The sequence below is a fragment of the Saccharopolyspora phatthalungensis genome, assembly GCF_014203395.1.
Lineage (GTDB): Bacteria > Actinomycetota > Actinomycetes > Mycobacteriales > Pseudonocardiaceae > Saccharopolyspora > Saccharopolyspora phatthalungensis.
This window is the reverse complement of the sequence record NZ_JACHIW010000003.1, coordinates 91,203-106,355: the sequence shown is the minus strand read 5'-3', so window position 1 is coordinate 106,355 and position 15,153 is coordinate 91,203. Positions and strand designations below refer to the sequence as shown.

Genomic DNA, 15,153 nt, shown 5'->3' with positions numbered 1-15,153 from the left:
TCCACCGAAAGGCCATTCGTGAGCTTCTTCCTCGTGCACTACAGCCACCCCGACGAGCAGGGATGGGCACAACACCTCGAACCCCACCTCGACTGGCTTCTCGACCGGCTCCAGGACGGCTCACTCGTCGCCTCCGGGCCGACCGTGGGCACCGACGTCCGCTCAGCACTGCTGCTTGTCAAAGCGCCCGATCGCGACGCGGCCCAGGCGATCATTGACACCGACCCGTTCATGATCGAGGGACAGGTCGCCGACCTGTGGATCAGCGAATGGGACCCGTACTTCGGCGTCTTCCACAACGAATCGAGCCAAGCCGCCGTACCGATGGCGCAGATCGGACGGTAACCACAGATTCGGCGCTCGACGGGCCGAACTGTCCCGGCATGCACACGGGCATCGACCGGCGACGGGTGATGCCCGCTGCCTTGCTACCCCTGCTCCGGGGCATCGGGTGCGATCCGCGCGATGACGTCGGTCATGCGTTCCTGGTCGGCGACGGGCACCTCGACGGCAGCCTTCTCCAACTCGTCGCACACGACCTGGTGGGTTTCGAAGGCAATCCGGGTCCCGTCGTCGGTCAGCTCGATCAAGCAGGCTCGCCGGTCTCGCCGGTCTCGCACGCGCCGCACCAAGCCGCGGCGCTCAGCGCGGTCGACCAGTCCGGTCAGGCTGGACTTCTCCAAGTCCAGCTTGCGTCCGAGCTCGGCCATCCCGACCGGCCCCTGAATGAGCTTGCACAGCAGCTGCGCCTGCTGCGGGGTAATGCCGTGCTCGCGGGCGACGTCGGCGAAGACGCGGTTCACGAGATTCGCCAACCGCACGAGCCCGGCGGCCAACCCCAACTCGGTCGTCCTGGTCATCCCGCACCTCCGAGCCCAGTCTAGTTGACATCGGTTCGTGGTGCGAACTAGTTTAGTTCGTGACACCAACGGTATGTATCGCGAACTAGGAGTGGTCATGGATCCGACCGTGGTCGTGATCGGCGGCGGATACGCCGGGATCGCCGCAGCCAAGGACCTCGACGACGTGGCCCACGTCGTCCTCGTCGAACCCCGGGACGCGTTCGTCCACAACGTGGCCGCACTGCGCGGCCTAGTCGATCCCGCCTGGGCGCACCGACTGTTCTACCCCTACGACGAACTGCTCAACCGAGGCCGGGTGGTCCGCGACCGTGCCAGGAAAGTGGATCCAGCGGGCGTGACGTTGGATTCCGGACGGCGGTTCGACGCCGACTACATTGTGCTGGCCACCGGTTCCACCTACCCATTCCCGGCGAAATTCGACGTGGCAGACAGCGCTTCAGCGAAGGCCAGAATCCGCGCCACCTACGACGAGTTGACGCGAGCCGAGCACGTCTTGCTGCTCGGCGCCGGCCCAGTCGGCCTCGAGCTGGCCGGCGAGCTGAAGGCGGCATGGCCGGACAAAGCGGTGACGATCGTCGATCCGGCCCACGACATCCTGGTCGGCGGCCTCCCAGCGGAGCTCCGGACCGAACTGCGCCGCCAACTAGCGGAGCTGAACGTGGAACTCGTACTCGGCGCACCGCTTCACGAGGACCCACCCTCCGAACCCGGCGAGGTCAAGGGGTTCACCGCGACCACGACTCGAGGCCGCGAAATCGCCGCGGACATCTGGTTCCGCTGCTACGGAATCCGCCCGAACAGCGACTACCTTGCCGGCGGCCTGGAGGCGGCCCGCACGCCGACCGGCGCCATCGAGGTCACCCCCGAGCTGCACCTACCCGACGCGCCCACCGTGTTCGCCATCGGCGACGTCACCGCCATACCCGAAGCCAAGATGGCCAAGGCCGCCGGAGAACACGCCAGGATCGCGGCGGCGAACATCCGAACCCTCATCCTGGGCGACCAAAACCTCAGCGCCTACACCCCAGCGGCACCCTCCATCGCCCTGCCGCTGGGCCCCACCCACGGCGCCACCTACGCCCCCGAAGCGGGCCTGCTAACGGCCGAGACAACAGCCCAAATCAAGGGCCAAACACTGAGAACCGAGGCCTACGAAGCACTACTCGGCCCAGCCCTGCCGTGAATCCACTGCTCCCGCCGCGCACGTCGACGACCACAGCCACATGATCGGCGAACCGAAACACTGCCCACCACGCGGTCTCCCCCGCACCCATCACACCGTGAGCAGCCCACAGAATCCGGGCCCCGCAAAGAAAACAAGACAGCCAGAGCACCCATCAGCCCGGTGATCACTCACAGCCATTCTCACGGCGAACTCGCGACGGTTGACTACGCGACCTGACCAGTCTCACCGGCCGAGCGCGGCTCCGGTGACAATGTCACTGTTCGGCAGGGTGTGTGAGGCCCACTAGGAGTACCCGAAGCGCATCGTCGAGGCGACCGCGCGCGTCGATCTGGGTGAGCTGAGTGGCGAGTTCCGCGACGTGGGCGAACCCGTGGTCGCGCGCGGTTTGGTGCATGTCGTCGCGTGCGTCGGCTTGGTGTTGATCGTCGATCTGAGATCGGGCTCGTTCGAAGATGATGTGCCCGAATGTGAACGAGAAGATGTGCCAGAAGGCGCGTGCCGCGGCCGTTCCGGTGATGCCCCCGTGCTCGAGTGCCGCGAGTACCTGCTCGGCGAGGCGTCCCAGGCCCGGCGATCCGGCCGGCATCCGCCGGTTGATGAGTATCTGAACGACGCCTGGCTGATCTTCGATGAGGTCCCGCCAGGCGAGCATGGTCTTTACGATCCGCTCACGCCAGTCGGTGGCCGCGATGTAGGGGATCTCCATCCGGTCGAGCACCTTCAGGACCATCGCGTCGAGCAGTTCGTCCTTCGACGCCACGAAGCGGTAGATCGACATCGGCGAGATGCCGAGCGTGGAGGCGACCCCTCTGATCGATAGCGCGTCGAGACCGTTGGCCGCGGCGAGTTCGAGCGCCACACGCACCACGTCGTCGTGGGAGACGTCGGCAGGCCCTGAGCCGCGCGGGGCGGATCGCTTGTTGGGGCTGGATGCAGGGCGTGTCATGGGGTTAGCATACCCGCCAAGGAACGGTGTACAGAAATTTGATACAGCGTAAACCCCGGTAGGTGATCGCATGAGGTCGCACACTCTCGCTCCGGCCCCCGAGGTCCGCGCCGCCACGCGCAAGGCTGCGCGCAGGATCGTGCCCCTGGTCGTTGACCCGTTCGCCCACTTGAAGTTCGGCGTGACCGCGCAGAGGCTCACCGCGGGCGCCATGACAGCGGGTCATGACTCCGGCGATCCGAGGAGACCATCCGCGCGGCCGAGCACGTACTGGCCGTTATCACAGGCACACGACCAGCTGCGGGAACATGCCGACCAATGCAGAAGGAACTCCATGTCCGTAGTCGACACCTACCGCCTGGACGGGAAGGTCGCCATCGTCACGGGTGCGAGTTCGGTTCTGGGAGCGGGCTTGGCCCGCGCGTTGGCCGATGCGGGAGCCGATGTCGTTCTCGGGGCTCGGCACAAGGCGCAGCTGGCAGATGTCGCCGCTGACGTCCTGGCCACCGGACGCCGGGCCCTGGCGGTGCAGACGGATGTGTCCGAGCCGGAGGACTGCACCGCGCTCGCAGCTGCTGCGGCAGAGGCTTTTGGTCGGGTCGACGTCCTGGTCAACAATTCGGGCGTCGGCCGAACTGTCCCCGCGCTGTGCGCAAGCGCCGACTTCCGGCCGGTTGCGGATGTCGACCCCCGAATCGTGGATGTCGATTTCATGGGTGCCTACTGGATGGCCCAGGAGTGCGCCCGGGTCATGAGGCCGGGGTCGAGCATCATCAATGTCGCCAGTGTGCTGGGGCTAATGCAGGTCTTCGCGCCGCAGTCCGACCACACCGCCAGCAAAGCGGGCGTGATCGGGCTCACGCGCAACCTCGCCCAGCAGTGGACCGCGCGCCGGGGCATTCGGGTCAACGCTGTGGCACCGGGGCTCCACTCTGGCGAAAGGCCCGGCGAAAGCCCCAAGCGCTCTCCTTGCCGCACCGTGCCGCTGGGACGAATGAACCAGCAGCCCGAACTCGACAGCTCGATCGTCTTCCTCGCCAGCGCCGCATCGTCGCACATCACCGGCGTCACGCTGCCCGTGGATGCGGTCACGACCGGCTTTTGAACGGCGCTTCAGCGTCTTGCAGAGCACACTGAGCGCACGGCGTCTGCTACCGCGCTAACGGCGGGCTGGATCCCTCGACCTCGTCTGTGTGCGAGGAATGCCTGGCGCTCCAGCCGCTCAGACACCGGGACCGCAATCACGCCATGTGGAAGGCTTTGTAAAGACATGCCGGGAAGGATCGTGACGCCGAGGTTCATCGCAACGACGTGGAGCACCGTGGACATTTGTCGGAAGTGTCCCAGCAGGGTCGGCTCGAACCCAGCAGACCGCAGAGCATGGGTCACGAAGTCGAAGTAGTTTTCGGCCGCTACGTTGAACGCCCATAGTTCGTCCGCGAGGTCCGAGAGCGCCAGCGCGCGCTGGGATGCATACCTGTGCTGCCGCGAAAGGATGACATAGAATCGGTCAGTGTAGAGTTGCTGTTGAGCGACAAGCCTCTTGTCGGTGTTGTCGAAGAACAGATCATGAACAATGGCCAGGTCGATCTGGTTGTTCATAAGAGCTGTCAGTGCCTCACGCGGCTCCATCTCATAGAGCCGAATTGCCACGCCAGGGAGACTGTACTGAATCTCTTCCATGGCAGGCACCGCTAGGCCCACGAGAGCCGATGAGAAGCCGCCAATCCGGACCTCACCACCAGCGCCGGTTCGCTGCTCCTCGATGTGAATATTGACAAGTTCGAGCTCTTCGAACAACCGCTGAGCCTTTTCGAGCAACGCGCGCCCCGCGCCAGTCAGTTCGACATTCCGACCAGACCTCTGTAGTAATGGCACACCGGTTTCGGACTCCAGCTTGGCTAGTTGCTGCGAGACGGCTGGTCGGGTCATATGCTCCGCTTCGGCCACCGCGGACACCGTTCCGAGCGAGGAAAGCTGCTGTAGCAGCCACAGTCTTTGGACGCTGACCACGATGGATCCTCCTCTGCCCCGCTCGCCCGCCCCGCGTGACGAGCCGTCCCATCACAAGACGGGTCCGCCGCGAAGGATAAAACCAGGCAGCCGCAATTGGCAGGTCGGGCGTCACATGATCAACGCACTTGTTCGGGCGAGAAACGTTGGCGCATTGGCCTGTCAGTTTACCATGACGGTGGCTTCGCGCAGCCGTATCAGTCTAATGTGACGATGATTCGGCGAACTCGATGTGCGCCTGCTCGACCGCGGTTTTTAGCATTGTGGCAATCGCGCGGTGGGCTTTGAGCGGAACACCGTCGTCCGAGAGCATCGGCCGTGAGTACCAGCCACAGACTGCGCCGGACGCCGCCGCAGTCGTCAGAATTCGTTCCACGTAGTCGGCGTCGGGCACGAGATCGGGTCGTCGTAGCAGGTAGCCCAGCATGGCCGCGACGCCGTATCCTCCCCAGTTAGAGATCGCAGCGTGAACGAGGATGTCGGTCTCGACCGCGCAGGCAATTCCTCCACCGCAGCCGCACTGGCAGACCCTCCCATGCGGCATAATCTCCGCGACCTCAGTTACTCCACCCCAGCCGACTTCGTTGCCGCCGTCTCCAATTCCAAAGGTCCTCGCACCACTTGCTCGGGCACCGTCGAAGAGGGGCTTCGCGTTGAAGTGGACGTCCGTCCACGGAAGGCCGGTGACGCCGTGAATGACCCCCTTGCTGTTTACTCCGATCTTCTCAATTGCGATAACGGCCGACGGATCTAGCTCTCCGAGGAGCCGTCCCGAAAAGTCTTCAGATTGCGTGAGACCCTCGGGCGAGACATGCAGCGCTACCGAGCCGGGCCACGGGGAGCCGTCGCGGACATTAAGCTCGCCGGCGCGTAGGACCGCCGTCATGGGCGCCGTGAATCGCTCCTCTACCACTATGTGCACGTCCGCATCGAGCCCGATAGCAAGAATTCGCGCGAGGGCGGTCGAGCCCAGAAGACCGTCGATCTCGCCACTGGGCATATAGGGCGGGCCGCCCGCGCCGGTCACGATGACGACGCGGTCGCCTGACCGGACGCAATCCTTGAGCTCGGCCGCCATCACGTAGCAGAGTGGGTCCTTCGAGCGCTGCCGAGCGGCCTCGTACAGGCGTCCGGTCACTCCCCTGGGCAACGTTCCCGTCGGGCGCAGTTCGGTTGTAATGATCCTGTCAATGTTCTCGGCGAGGATCTTGGGCACGGTTTCTCCTTTAAACGACGAAACGGACCAGACTGTAAGCAATTAGCATCGACAGGTGCCCGCGAGTCAGAGATTCGCTCGGAACGTTTCCCTGAGACATAGGGTGCAGATCAAGCTAATGACGGCCGCAAGAACGACGTACCAAGCAACGAACTGCGCGCTTCCGAAAGTTGCCACCAGGACTGCCGCTAACGCCGGAGTGGGAGCGCTCGAGATCACACCGGAAATTTGGTAGGCGACCGACGCTCCCGTGTATCGGTAGCGGGTTGGGAACTGCTCGGCGAAGATCGTGCCGTGCAGCGATCCGGTCGCAGCGTGTCCGATTCCGAGTCCGAGGCTGAAGGCGAGGATGACAAGAGCCCCATTGCCGCTATCGAGGAGCAAGAAGAATGGGAACGCGTAGACCCCGATGAACGCGCAGCCGAAAGCGTACACTCGGCGTCGACCGAATCTGTCAGAGGCCCATCCGAAGACCGGCTGAAGGCACAGGTCGACCGCGGCCCCGACCACAAGTCCCAGGGAGGCCAATGTGGGCGACATGCCGACCTCTTCGGTCACATAAGTGAGAGCATAGACAGTGATCAGGAAATAGCCGACGTTGGCGGCGGTCTGGAGAAACGCAAGTATCAGGATCTTACGCTTCTCGTTGGCCAGCAACTCCTTAATCGGCAGGGTAGCAGTCCGGCTCTCCTCCGACAGTTTTCGGAACACCGGGGGTTCGGTGACGCGGAGACGGATGTAGAGACCTAGACCCAGCAGTGCGAAGCTGACCAGGAAGGGAATTCGCCAACCCCAGGCAAGAAATTGCTCGCGTGGCAGTGCAGAGACGGCGGCGAAGGCTCCAGCGGACAAGAGTAAACCTGCCGGGGCGCCAGCCTGCATAGTGCTGCCGTAAAGACCCCGACGGTGCGTCGGCGCGTGTTCAACCGTCATAAGGGCTGCCCCGCCCCACTCACCGCCGAGCATAAAGCCCTGAACCATCCGGAGGAAGAGCAGAAGGAGCGGCGCGGCCACGCCGATGGTCTGCTGCGCGGGAAGCAAGCCGATTAAACCGGTGCAGATACCCATACCGATCAGCGTGATCAGCAGCATCCTCTTGCGCCCCAGCTTGTCTCCGAAATGTCCGAAGACAGCGCCGCCGACCGGGCGCAGGATGAAGGCTACCGCGAAGGAGACGAGTGACACCAAGAGTGCAACGGAGCCACTTAGATTACCGAAAAAGACCTTCGGGAATACCAGCGCCGCCGCTGTTCCATAGATGAAGTAGTCATACCATTCGATTGTCGTGCCAATGAACGAACTAGTTGCCGCGCGACGCCGGTCGGCGTGTTGCGTTCGATCCACAGGCGTAACCTCGGAAGGAGTGTTTGTTGGCGAGGATGCAGCCATCAAAATCACCTCAAAGCTCTCGTGATCGTCGCTGCCGGGAGGTTCTCTGTCCCTGCGAGAGGCCCTCGGTGAACGGATTGGACGGGTAGCGCAGCGTGTGTCGGCACGTGCCCAAGAACTTAGTCCGGGAACGCGCGTTTACCAGGTGCTGCTTCATTGCCACGCGGCAAGTTAACTGCAACTTTCGCTTGCTGTCATTACATTTCTACCTTCGGGCAGAGTAAGCAGAACTTCCGGTTCCGGGCCTCCTACGTCTCCTGGCGCGCCAGGAGAGCTGAGGACACGCCGCGCCAGCAGGGATCAGGGCAGCGGGTCGCAAAGGATCAATCCAGGACCGGGTGTGTTCTCGTCAACTCCCAGTAGCACGACCAACAACCTGGTGGCCGGCCATCGCGAGGGTGTCCTCGATGAGGTCGCGCAGCTGGGAGCGGGCGGTGATGCCGAGCTTAGGGAAGCTGCGGTAGAGGTGCGAGCTGACGGTGCGCGGGGAGAGGAAGAGCTTCTCGCCGATCTCGCGGTTGGTCAGTCCGCGGGCGGCGAGCCTGATGATCTGCTGCTGTTGCGGGGAGAGTTCGGCGAGCGCGTCGGGGGTGGAGTCTGTGACGTCGAGGCCGGCGGCGCGCGATTCGGCCCGGGCGCGCTCGATCCATGGGCGGGCGCCCAGGCGCCGGAAGGTCTCCAGGGCCTCGGTGAGCGGCGCTCGCGCCTCTGCGATGCGTCGACGGCGCCGCAACCATTCGGCGAGGTCCAGCAGGGTCTGGGCCCGTTCGAAGGGCCAGTGTTCCAGCACTGGGTCGGCCAGGGCCGCCCGGAAGTGCGGCTCGGCGTCCTGGGGGTCTGCCAGCAGGCCACGGGCCCGGCCGATCGGATCTGACCGGCGTACATGATCGTCCAATCCGTTCCGATTGCGCCGGACCGCTGGACAGGCTCAGCGAACATGGTCGGCGGTGGACCAGCTCATCCGCACGACCGTCCCGGTGTCCCCGGGCAGAACCACCACCTCGTCGGCCAGACGGCGGATCAGCGGCAGCCCCCTGCCGCGTGCGTCGGCATCGCCGTCCCGCGGCACCCAGCTTCCACGATCAACCACCGTAACCTGCACCCGGCCCTCGGTCGCGACATGCACCGCTTCCACATCCATCGCGCCCGATTGCGCATAGGCATGCTCAACCACATTGGCCATCGCCTCATAGCACGCGAGTGCAAGCGCTTCGGCGGTGTCCGGCGCGAGCCCGGCGCTGCGCCCCCAACCCGCCAACTCGTCGCGGACAACGAGCAACTCGCGCGGGAACGCGGGGACCTGCCGAAAACGCAGGTCAGGGGCGGCTCCATCCAAGTTCCTGCCACCCGCACCTGTCACGTCCGACTCGCCGGCCATCTCGGACCCATCCGTTGAGACGTTGCGATGCGACCCTCAGGCGTCCCCTGCCATAGCCATCGCCTGCTCCCTGGAGGTCACGACGTCGATCTCCTGGTCCAGACCCGTCAACTGGATGGGCCGCAGTGTCGCCGCACCATTGGCGACCACACGAAACCGGGTGCGCTCCCCAGCACGGTGCCGACCGCGCACCAGCACGGCCAAACCCGCCGACGACAGAAACGTCACCCCACTGATGTCCAGGACCAGCACCGCAGGACGTTCGTCGAGCGCCGCCATGAGCTCGGACTCGACCTGCGGCGCGTTGAGCAACTCGACCTCCCCCGCGACCTCGACCAGCAGCACCCGGTCGAACCACCGGGTCTTCAGTCTCAACGGGGCGGCCGGGTCGCTGGAATCTGCAAACGTGGGCATGCCCCCATGGTGGTCTCCCACGCAACCAAGAGCAACGCCGCCCGACACCCAGCGGACTATGCTGTTGCGCATGCGGGCTTCGGCCAAATCGTCCGACGACACACAGACGCGGCTACGACGCATCGAGCTTGTCACCGACAGCGCGCTCGCGCACCTCGAGCCCGACGACCTGCTGCGTGAACTGCTGCACCGCGTCCGGGACGTACTAGAGGTCGACACCGCCGCAGTGATGCTCTACGAACCCACCAGCAAGGTACTGATCGCCTCCGCCGCGGTAGGCATCGAAGACGAAGTCCTCCAAGGCGTTCGCATCCCGGTCGACAGCGCATTCGCCAGCACGATCGCCGCCCGGCGCCGCCCGCCGATCCTGGACAGCGCCCAAGACCCGACCCTGATCAGACCCGTGCTCCGCGAACACGGCATCCGCTCACTGCTCGGTGCCCCGATGCTCACCGGCGGCGAGACCGTCGGCGTGCTCTACATCGGCGCCTACCAACACCGCCGCTTCAGCGAACCCGACATCCACCTGCTTCAACTCGTCGCCGACCGCATCGCACTGGCCACCCGAGCCAGCACCTCCCGCACCGAACGCACCGCCGCCAGGGTCCTCCAACACAGCCTGATGCCCACCCGCCTGCCCGCCGTAACGGGCCTCACCCTCGACGCACGCTACGTCCCAGGCGCCGCCCCGAGCATCGGCGGCGACTGGTACGACGTCTTCGCACTCCCCTCCGGCCGCATCGGCATCGTCATCGGAGACGTGGTCGGCAACGGCCTACCGGCAGCCGTCATCATGGGCCGACTGCGCAGCGCCCTGCGCGCCTACGCCCTGGACAACGAGAACCCCGCCCAAGTCCTCCGCAAACTCGACCGCAAAGCGACCCACTTCGAACCGAACGCGATGGCCACCGTCGGCTACGCGGTGTACCAACCAGCGACCTGCCAGCTCCAGGTCTCGCTCGCCGGGCACCTCGCGCCCGCACTGGCCGGCCCCACCCAGCACGGCCGACTCGCCCCAGTACCAGTCGACCCCCCGATCGGCCTCGGCGTCACCCGCCGCACCCGCCGCACCAGCACACTGGAACTGCCCACAGACGGAGTCGTCTGCTTCTACACCGACGGCCTCGTCGAACGCCGCAACACCTCGATCGACGACGGCCTACGCCGACTCTGCAAAGCCATCACGCCCGCACCAGCCGCCACCGTATGCACCACCGTCATGAACGAAATGGTCGGCGCCGAACCCCCAACCGACGACGTCGCGCTGCTTACCATCAGCCGCATCGAATGAACACCCCCGACATCACGGCCACCCGTAGGCACACCCCGGCCGTGATGATCGTCCTGTTCGGCTTGGGGGCGTTCTCCACGGAGCAACCGACCGCAATGAAGCGGAGGGCGTTCGGGTAGCCGTGATTGTGCTCGGCGTCGTGTTGATGCTCGTTGCGGCCTTGTTGAACGCAACGGCATCCGTGCTGCAACGCCACGCCGCCAAGAAACTACCTCAGTTGTCGGCGTTCTCCCCCACGATGCTCCTCGACTTGGCACGTCATCCCAGCTGGACACTGGGCATCGCCACCATGACCGCCGGATTCGTATTGCACGGCGTGTCGATCTCGGTATCCCGGATCGCGCTCGTACAACCACTGTTGATCGCCGAGCTTCCCTTCACGCTCCTGCTGGCATCCTGGGTGTTCCGGCTGCGAATCCAGAGCCGGGACTGGCTGGCCATCGCAATGGCCTCGGTAGGCCTCGCCACCTTCGTGGCCTGCCTGAGCCCGGAAGGCGGTGACCCCCGGGTATCTACCACGGCGTGGGCACTGGGCATCGCAGTGACCATCGCCCCGATCGCGGTACTGGTCGTGCTGGGCTACCGCGGCCGACGTGAACACCGGGCCGCACTGCTCGGCATCGCCACGGGCGCGGCGTTCGGATTGAACTCCGCCCTGATCGCAGGCGTCGGCGCGGAACTGAGCCACGGCGGCAGCCTGCTCACGACCTGGCAGACCTACGGCGTCGCAGTCCTGGGTCCTGTGTCGTTCTTCCTTCTCCAAAACGCGCTGCACGCAGGCAACCTCTTCGCCTCCCAGCCGGGGTTCACTCTGGTCAACCCCCTGGTGTCAGTAGCATGGGGACTTGCGGTGTTCGGCGAATACGGCCGGGGCGGACTGTTCCTGATCGGCGTTCTCCTCGGTACGGCGTTCCTCATCGCCGCAACGATCATGCTCTCTCAATCGCCCCTGCTCGACCCGGATGCGCCCGGACACCAACAGCACCGGTGACCAACGAAGCTGAAGTTTCGACGCCACAGCCATCGCCTTCCCCAACGGTCTTCAATGCCATGCGCGGCAACTGAAAAACTACATGCTGACCGGCGATGTAGTCGCCGACGTGGCCGGAGTAGATCTTGCGCAGAAGGTTGAGTCCAGCGGGGCCGCTGCGGCAGCCCGGACGCAAAGTCCGAGGAGAAGCCGGTCTCGTCGTCTCGGTGGCCTGGCTGCTGGTCGTCGACGACACCCCGCTGGGCTAGGAACCCCTGTCGGCAACCGATTCGTGGACTACCAGTTGGATCTTGAGCTTGTGCGGCGCGCGGCGCGGCTGGACGATTCCGGTTCACACGGTTACGGGCGGCTTTTTCGGTTGGCTGCGTCGAGGAGCTGTTTCGCGGCCACCGTCGCCCCGTCGGCTCGGATCGTGTCGGCCACGGCCCTGGCTCGCGCTCGGGTCTCGGGGGTCAGGGCCGTGATGAGCGCGGCAGACAGGGAGTCGACGGTTGGCGTCGAGCCCTCGTGTGCCGCACCGATGCCCAGCTCGGCCACCCGGGCGGCCACGTCCCGTGCGCCGGCCGGCATCAGGCCGGTCGCCAGCAGCGCGTCACACTCCTCGGCCGCCGCGGTCAGCGTGTCGAACCGCGCGGCGACCAGCGCGGCCGCGAGCCGGAACGCGTCCGGCCGCTCGCCGGTCACCACCGAGCGCACCGACGGGCCCAGCGGCACCAGCGGCACACCGACACGCTCCAGCAGCGCCGCGAACTCCTCATCCGGCGGCGCGCAGACCCGCACCTCCGCACCGAGTTCCCGCAACGCCACCGCAAGCCCCGCCAGCGGTTCGACATCCCCGCGCGATCCCCACGTCGTCAACAACACACGCACTTCTGAATCCCATTTCCCCACGTCCTGGCCTCTGGCCGACGAATTCTGCGGCACGACCCGGGCCTTGCCGCAAGCCCCCCAGTCCGTTATAAGTTGAAAGTGGAGGGAGAGGGATCTCCTCGCCTACGGCATTTCTCCTCCGCTCTGAACCGACAGTCTCCTCGCGACTCGGCGAAACACCCGTTTACGACCACCGATCACCAAACGGCCGGCCACGATCTCACTGACCGCTTCCGCGACTGCGCGGGCCGCTGCCGCTGATCCGGTCGTCTGGTGGCTGTCGGAGCTGTCAGTGGGCGCGTAGTTCGATCACGCGGCTGAACGTGGATTCGGCGACGCGGCGGAAGTGGACGAATCCCGCTTCCGCAGCCAGGTCGCGTAGTTGATCATCGGTGACCTGATTGCCCAGAGCGTGGCCGCCGTCTTGGGCCAGAGCGCAGGGAACGCAGTAGTGGGTGGAGAAGGCGTACATCCACCGCCCGATGGGGTCCAGGCCGGGGCTAGGGTGATCGCGGGCCTGGGATTCGACGAGCATGACGGTGCCGTCCTCGGCGAGGGCGCGACGGATGTGGCTGAGCACTTCCTGGGGGTTGCCCATGTCGTGCAGGGAATTGAGGACGGTGATCAGGTCATAGTCATGCCCGGGGAAGGCGTCGGCGGCCGCGGTGACGAAGCTGAGGTTGTCGCCCGCACCGGCGGTGTCCGCGGCGGCGCGGGCGGCGCCGATGGAGTCAGGGTGGAAGTCGAAGCCGGTGACGGTGGAGGCTGGGTAGTGCTGGGCCAGCAGGATGGTGGCGGTGCCGTAGCCGCAGGCGACGTCGGCGACCTGGGCGCCACGGGTCAGCTTGCTGGTGACGTTGTCGAAAGCCGGTAGCCACTCCTGCACCAGCAAGGAACGGTAGGTCGTGCGGGTGAATCGTTCGACGGCGGGGAAGAACGCAGCGTCGCGGTCCTGCCAGGCGAAGCCCCCGGAGTCGGTGAAGGCGGCTTCGACCTTGTCCTGGTCACGGTAGACGGCATCGAACAGTTCATATACCGCTCCGTAAGAGGTGGGGCTGTCGTCCCTGGCGACGACGGCGGCGATGTCCTCGGGCAGCACGAAGGTGTCGTCGGCCGGGTCGTGGGTGAGGTACCCGGCGGCGGCCTGCGCCGCCAGCCACTCGCGCACGCACGGGCGACTGGTGTTGGTGCGCGCCGCGAGTTGCTCGGCGGTGAGGGGGCCCGCCTGGTCCATCGCCTGCCACAGCCCCAGCCGCCGCCCCAGCGCGACGAGCGGGACGAGGAAGGCGGCGCCGAGGTCGTCGATTGCGCGGCGGACTGCTGGGAGAAGCTCGGAATGTGTCAACGGTGTCTCCTTGTCGGCCAATTAGCGCTTTGCCGATGCGGTTAACGGTGTCCCCTTGTCGGCCAATGAACGCTGTGCCGGTGCGGTCAACGGCGTGGCCTGGTCGGCCGGTAGTCCGTCGTGGACGACGGACCGGATGGCCTGGATCAGTCGCGCGGGCTGCGGCGCGCGCAGTACGTTGCGGCCAATCACCACGCCGCTGGCGCCAGCCGCGACCGCGTCGGCGGCCATCTGTACGGTCCCGTCGAAGTCGCGGGCCGGGCCGCCTGCAACCAGGATCGGGACGGGGCATCCGGCGGCGACGGTGGCGAAGCTGTCGGCTCCGGTGTAGTCGGCTTTGACGAGATCCGCGCCGATCTCAGCAGCGATCCGGGCGGCGAGTTGGACGAGCGCGGGGTCGAGTCGGCGGTCCTTTGCCCGGCGGCCTTTGGCCATGGCCTGGACGATGTGGGGTACTCCCAACCGTTCGCAGGCGCGCGAGACCGCGGCGTTCCTGGCGATGTCGTCGGCCTCGGCGGCGGAGTCGGCGTAGCCGAGGAACAAGAAGGTCACCACTGCGTCGGCGCCGAGGGCCACGGCGTCTTCGACCTGGGCGATCAGGCACGAGCTGGCCTGTTCGTGGTTGAGTTCGGCGCGGAACTCGTTGGTCCAGTCCAGCCGGACCAGCAGCGCGGGAGCGTCCCGACCGATGTAGCAGTCGGACAGCAGGCGAGCTGCGCCTGGGGAGACCAGGATGCCGTCAGGGGCGCCTGCGATGAGTTCGGACATGACCGAGCGTAGATCGACCCCGCCGCCGGCGGGTCCGTCGACCAATGCCAGGTCGAAGCCGATGCATACCGTGCGGGCCGTGTCGGGGCGCAGAATGCGACCCAACCGGATCTGTTTGCCGACGCTGCCGCTCACTTTTCCTCCTCCGGACTCAGCTCGCCCGTGCTGTCGTGGGTTACGGAACTGCTTCGGAGCACCTCGGCGATCTCCAGTTCGTAGGACGCGAACCAGCGGGTGCGGCCCAAGTGCTGGGCTTGGCGGTGTTCGGGGTCGGTGCGCCATCGCTCTAAGGACTCCCGGTCGCGCCACCAGACCACGGCCAGGCGCTCGCCGTCGTCGGCCTGGTAGCTCTTGAGCTTGACGAAGCCTGATTCGGGCATGGCTTGGACGCGCTGCATGAGGTGCTCTTCCAGCAGCGAGAAGTCCTCCCCGGCCTCGTCGGTCAGGCGGGAGCGAAAGAGAATGACCAGCACAGCCGTTCAC

General features: G+C 65.8%; 17 protein-coding genes and 1 pseudogene. 6 read left to right on the top strand and 12 right to left on the bottom strand.

All coding sequences use genetic code 11. The annotated features are described in order from the left end of the window. The first annotated feature begins 18 nt into the window (after nucleotides 1-18). Nucleotides 19-345 (top strand): YciI family protein, encoded by a 327-nt coding sequence (locus BJ970_RS35835; protein WP_184732850.1) that lies wholly within the window; start codon nucleotides 19-21, stop codon nucleotides 343-345. Nucleotides 346-428: 83 nt separating this feature from the next. Here the strand turns inward: BJ970_RS35835 and BJ970_RS35830 are convergent, their stop codons facing one another. After that, nucleotides 429-860 (bottom strand): MarR family winged helix-turn-helix transcriptional regulator, encoded by a 432-nt coding sequence (locus BJ970_RS35830; protein ID WP_184732848.1) that lies wholly within the window; start codon nucleotides 858-860, stop codon nucleotides 429-431. A 97-nt stretch (nucleotides 861-957) separates the two neighbouring features. Here BJ970_RS35830 and BJ970_RS35825 point away from each other — a divergent pair, with 97 nt between their 5' ends. After that, on the top strand, nucleotides 958-2,046 hold the full coding sequence (locus BJ970_RS35825) for an NAD(P)/FAD-dependent oxidoreductase (protein WP_184732846.1): 1,089 nt from the start codon (nucleotides 958-960) through the stop codon (nucleotides 2,044-2,046). A 256-nt stretch (nucleotides 2,047-2,302) separates the two neighbouring features. Here the strand turns inward: BJ970_RS35825 and BJ970_RS35820 are convergent, their stop codons facing one another. Then, nucleotides 2,303-2,995, bottom strand: coding sequence for a TetR/AcrR family transcriptional regulator (locus BJ970_RS35820; RefSeq protein WP_184732844.1), 693 nt, complete (start codon nucleotides 2,993-2,995; stop codon nucleotides 2,303-2,305). A 334-nt stretch (nucleotides 2,996-3,329) separates the two neighbouring features. Between BJ970_RS35820 and BJ970_RS35815 the strand changes: the two genes are divergently transcribed. Next, entirely contained in the window at nucleotides 3,330-4,100 is a 771-nt protein-coding gene (locus tag BJ970_RS35815; protein WP_184732842.1) for an SDR family NAD(P)-dependent oxidoreductase, read from the top strand. A gap of 8 nt (nucleotides 4,101-4,108) precedes the next feature. On the opposite strand, the gene BJ970_RS35810 is transcribed toward BJ970_RS35815, so the two are convergent. From BJ970_RS35810 to BJ970_RS35785, 6 genes are all read right to left on the bottom strand, one after another. Then, nucleotides 4,109-5,008, bottom strand: a complete 900-nt coding sequence (locus tag BJ970_RS35810) for a LysR family transcriptional regulator (protein ID WP_184732840.1) — start codon at nucleotides 5,006-5,008, stop codon at nucleotides 4,109-4,111. Between the two features lie 202 nt (nucleotides 5,009-5,210). Continuing rightward, entirely contained in the window at nucleotides 5,211-6,224 is a 1,014-nt protein-coding gene (locus BJ970_RS35805; RefSeq protein WP_184732838.1) for a glutamate cyclase domain-containing protein, read from the bottom strand. A 66-nt stretch (nucleotides 6,225-6,290) separates the two neighbouring features. Next, entirely contained in the window at nucleotides 6,291-7,613 is a 1,323-nt protein-coding gene (locus BJ970_RS35800) for an MFS transporter (RefSeq protein ID WP_184732836.1), read from the bottom strand. A gap of 349 nt (nucleotides 7,614-7,962) precedes the next feature. After that, nucleotides 7,963-8,508 (bottom strand): helix-turn-helix transcriptional regulator, encoded by a 546-nt coding sequence (locus BJ970_RS35795; RefSeq protein WP_221468585.1) that lies wholly within the window; start codon nucleotides 8,506-8,508, stop codon nucleotides 7,963-7,965. Between the two features lie 33 nt (nucleotides 8,509-8,541). Next, a complete protein-coding gene (locus BJ970_RS35790; RefSeq protein WP_184732834.1) occupies nucleotides 8,542-8,991 on the bottom strand; it encodes an ATP-binding protein in 450 nt (149 codons plus the stop codon). Between the two features lie 36 nt (nucleotides 8,992-9,027). Further along, nucleotides 9,028-9,405 (bottom strand): STAS domain-containing protein, encoded by a 378-nt coding sequence (locus BJ970_RS35785; RefSeq protein ID WP_184732832.1) that lies wholly within the window; start codon nucleotides 9,403-9,405, stop codon nucleotides 9,028-9,030. Nucleotides 9,406-9,475: 70 nt separating this feature from the next. Here BJ970_RS35785 and BJ970_RS35780 point away from each other — a divergent pair, with 70 nt between their 5' ends. The 3 genes from BJ970_RS35780 (at nucleotide 9,476) to BJ970_RS39305 (ending at nucleotide 11,935) form a co-directional block, all read left to right on the top strand. Next, the gene (locus BJ970_RS35780) at nucleotides 9,476-10,696 is read left to right on the top strand and encodes a PP2C family protein-serine/threonine phosphatase (protein WP_184732830.1); all 1,221 of its coding nucleotides are present in this window, start codon (nucleotides 9,476-9,478) and stop codon (nucleotides 10,694-10,696) included. Between the two features lie 145 nt (nucleotides 10,697-10,841). Beyond that, the gene (locus BJ970_RS35775) at nucleotides 10,842-11,687 is read left to right on the top strand and encodes a DMT family transporter (protein ID WP_221468605.1); all 846 of its coding nucleotides are present in this window, start codon (nucleotides 10,842-10,844) and stop codon (nucleotides 11,685-11,687) included. Nucleotides 11,688-11,812: 125 nt separating this feature from the next. After that, complete coding sequence (locus tag BJ970_RS39305; RefSeq protein ID WP_281399740.1) at nucleotides 11,813-11,935, top strand: hypothetical protein; 123 nt, start codon at nucleotides 11,813-11,815, stop codon at nucleotides 11,933-11,935. Between the two features lie 286 nt (nucleotides 11,936-12,221). On the opposite strand, the pseudogene BJ970_RS38640 reads toward BJ970_RS39305, so the two are convergent. From BJ970_RS38640 to BJ970_RS35755, 4 genes and pseudogenes are all read right to left on the bottom strand, one after another. Further along, nucleotides 12,222-12,557: pseudogene (locus tag BJ970_RS38640) on the bottom strand (glycosyltransferase); the annotation flags it as partial. A 289-nt stretch (nucleotides 12,558-12,846) separates the two neighbouring features. Further along, complete coding sequence (locus tag BJ970_RS35765; protein ID WP_184732826.1) at nucleotides 12,847-13,902, bottom strand: class I SAM-dependent methyltransferase; 1,056 nt, start codon at nucleotides 13,900-13,902, stop codon at nucleotides 12,847-12,849. Between the two features lie 21 nt (nucleotides 13,903-13,923). Then, nucleotides 13,924-14,805: a class I fructose-bisphosphate aldolase gene (locus BJ970_RS35760; protein ID WP_184732824.1), complete on the bottom strand. Its 882-nt coding sequence runs from the start codon at nucleotides 14,803-14,805 to the stop codon at nucleotides 13,924-13,926. Further along, nucleotides 14,802-15,143, bottom strand: coding sequence for an antibiotic biosynthesis monooxygenase family protein (locus BJ970_RS35755; protein WP_184732822.1), 342 nt, complete (start codon nucleotides 15,141-15,143; stop codon nucleotides 14,802-14,804). The genes BJ970_RS35760 and BJ970_RS35755 overlap by 4 nt, the downstream gene beginning before the upstream one ends. Nucleotides 15,144-15,153 lie beyond the last annotated feature (10 nt).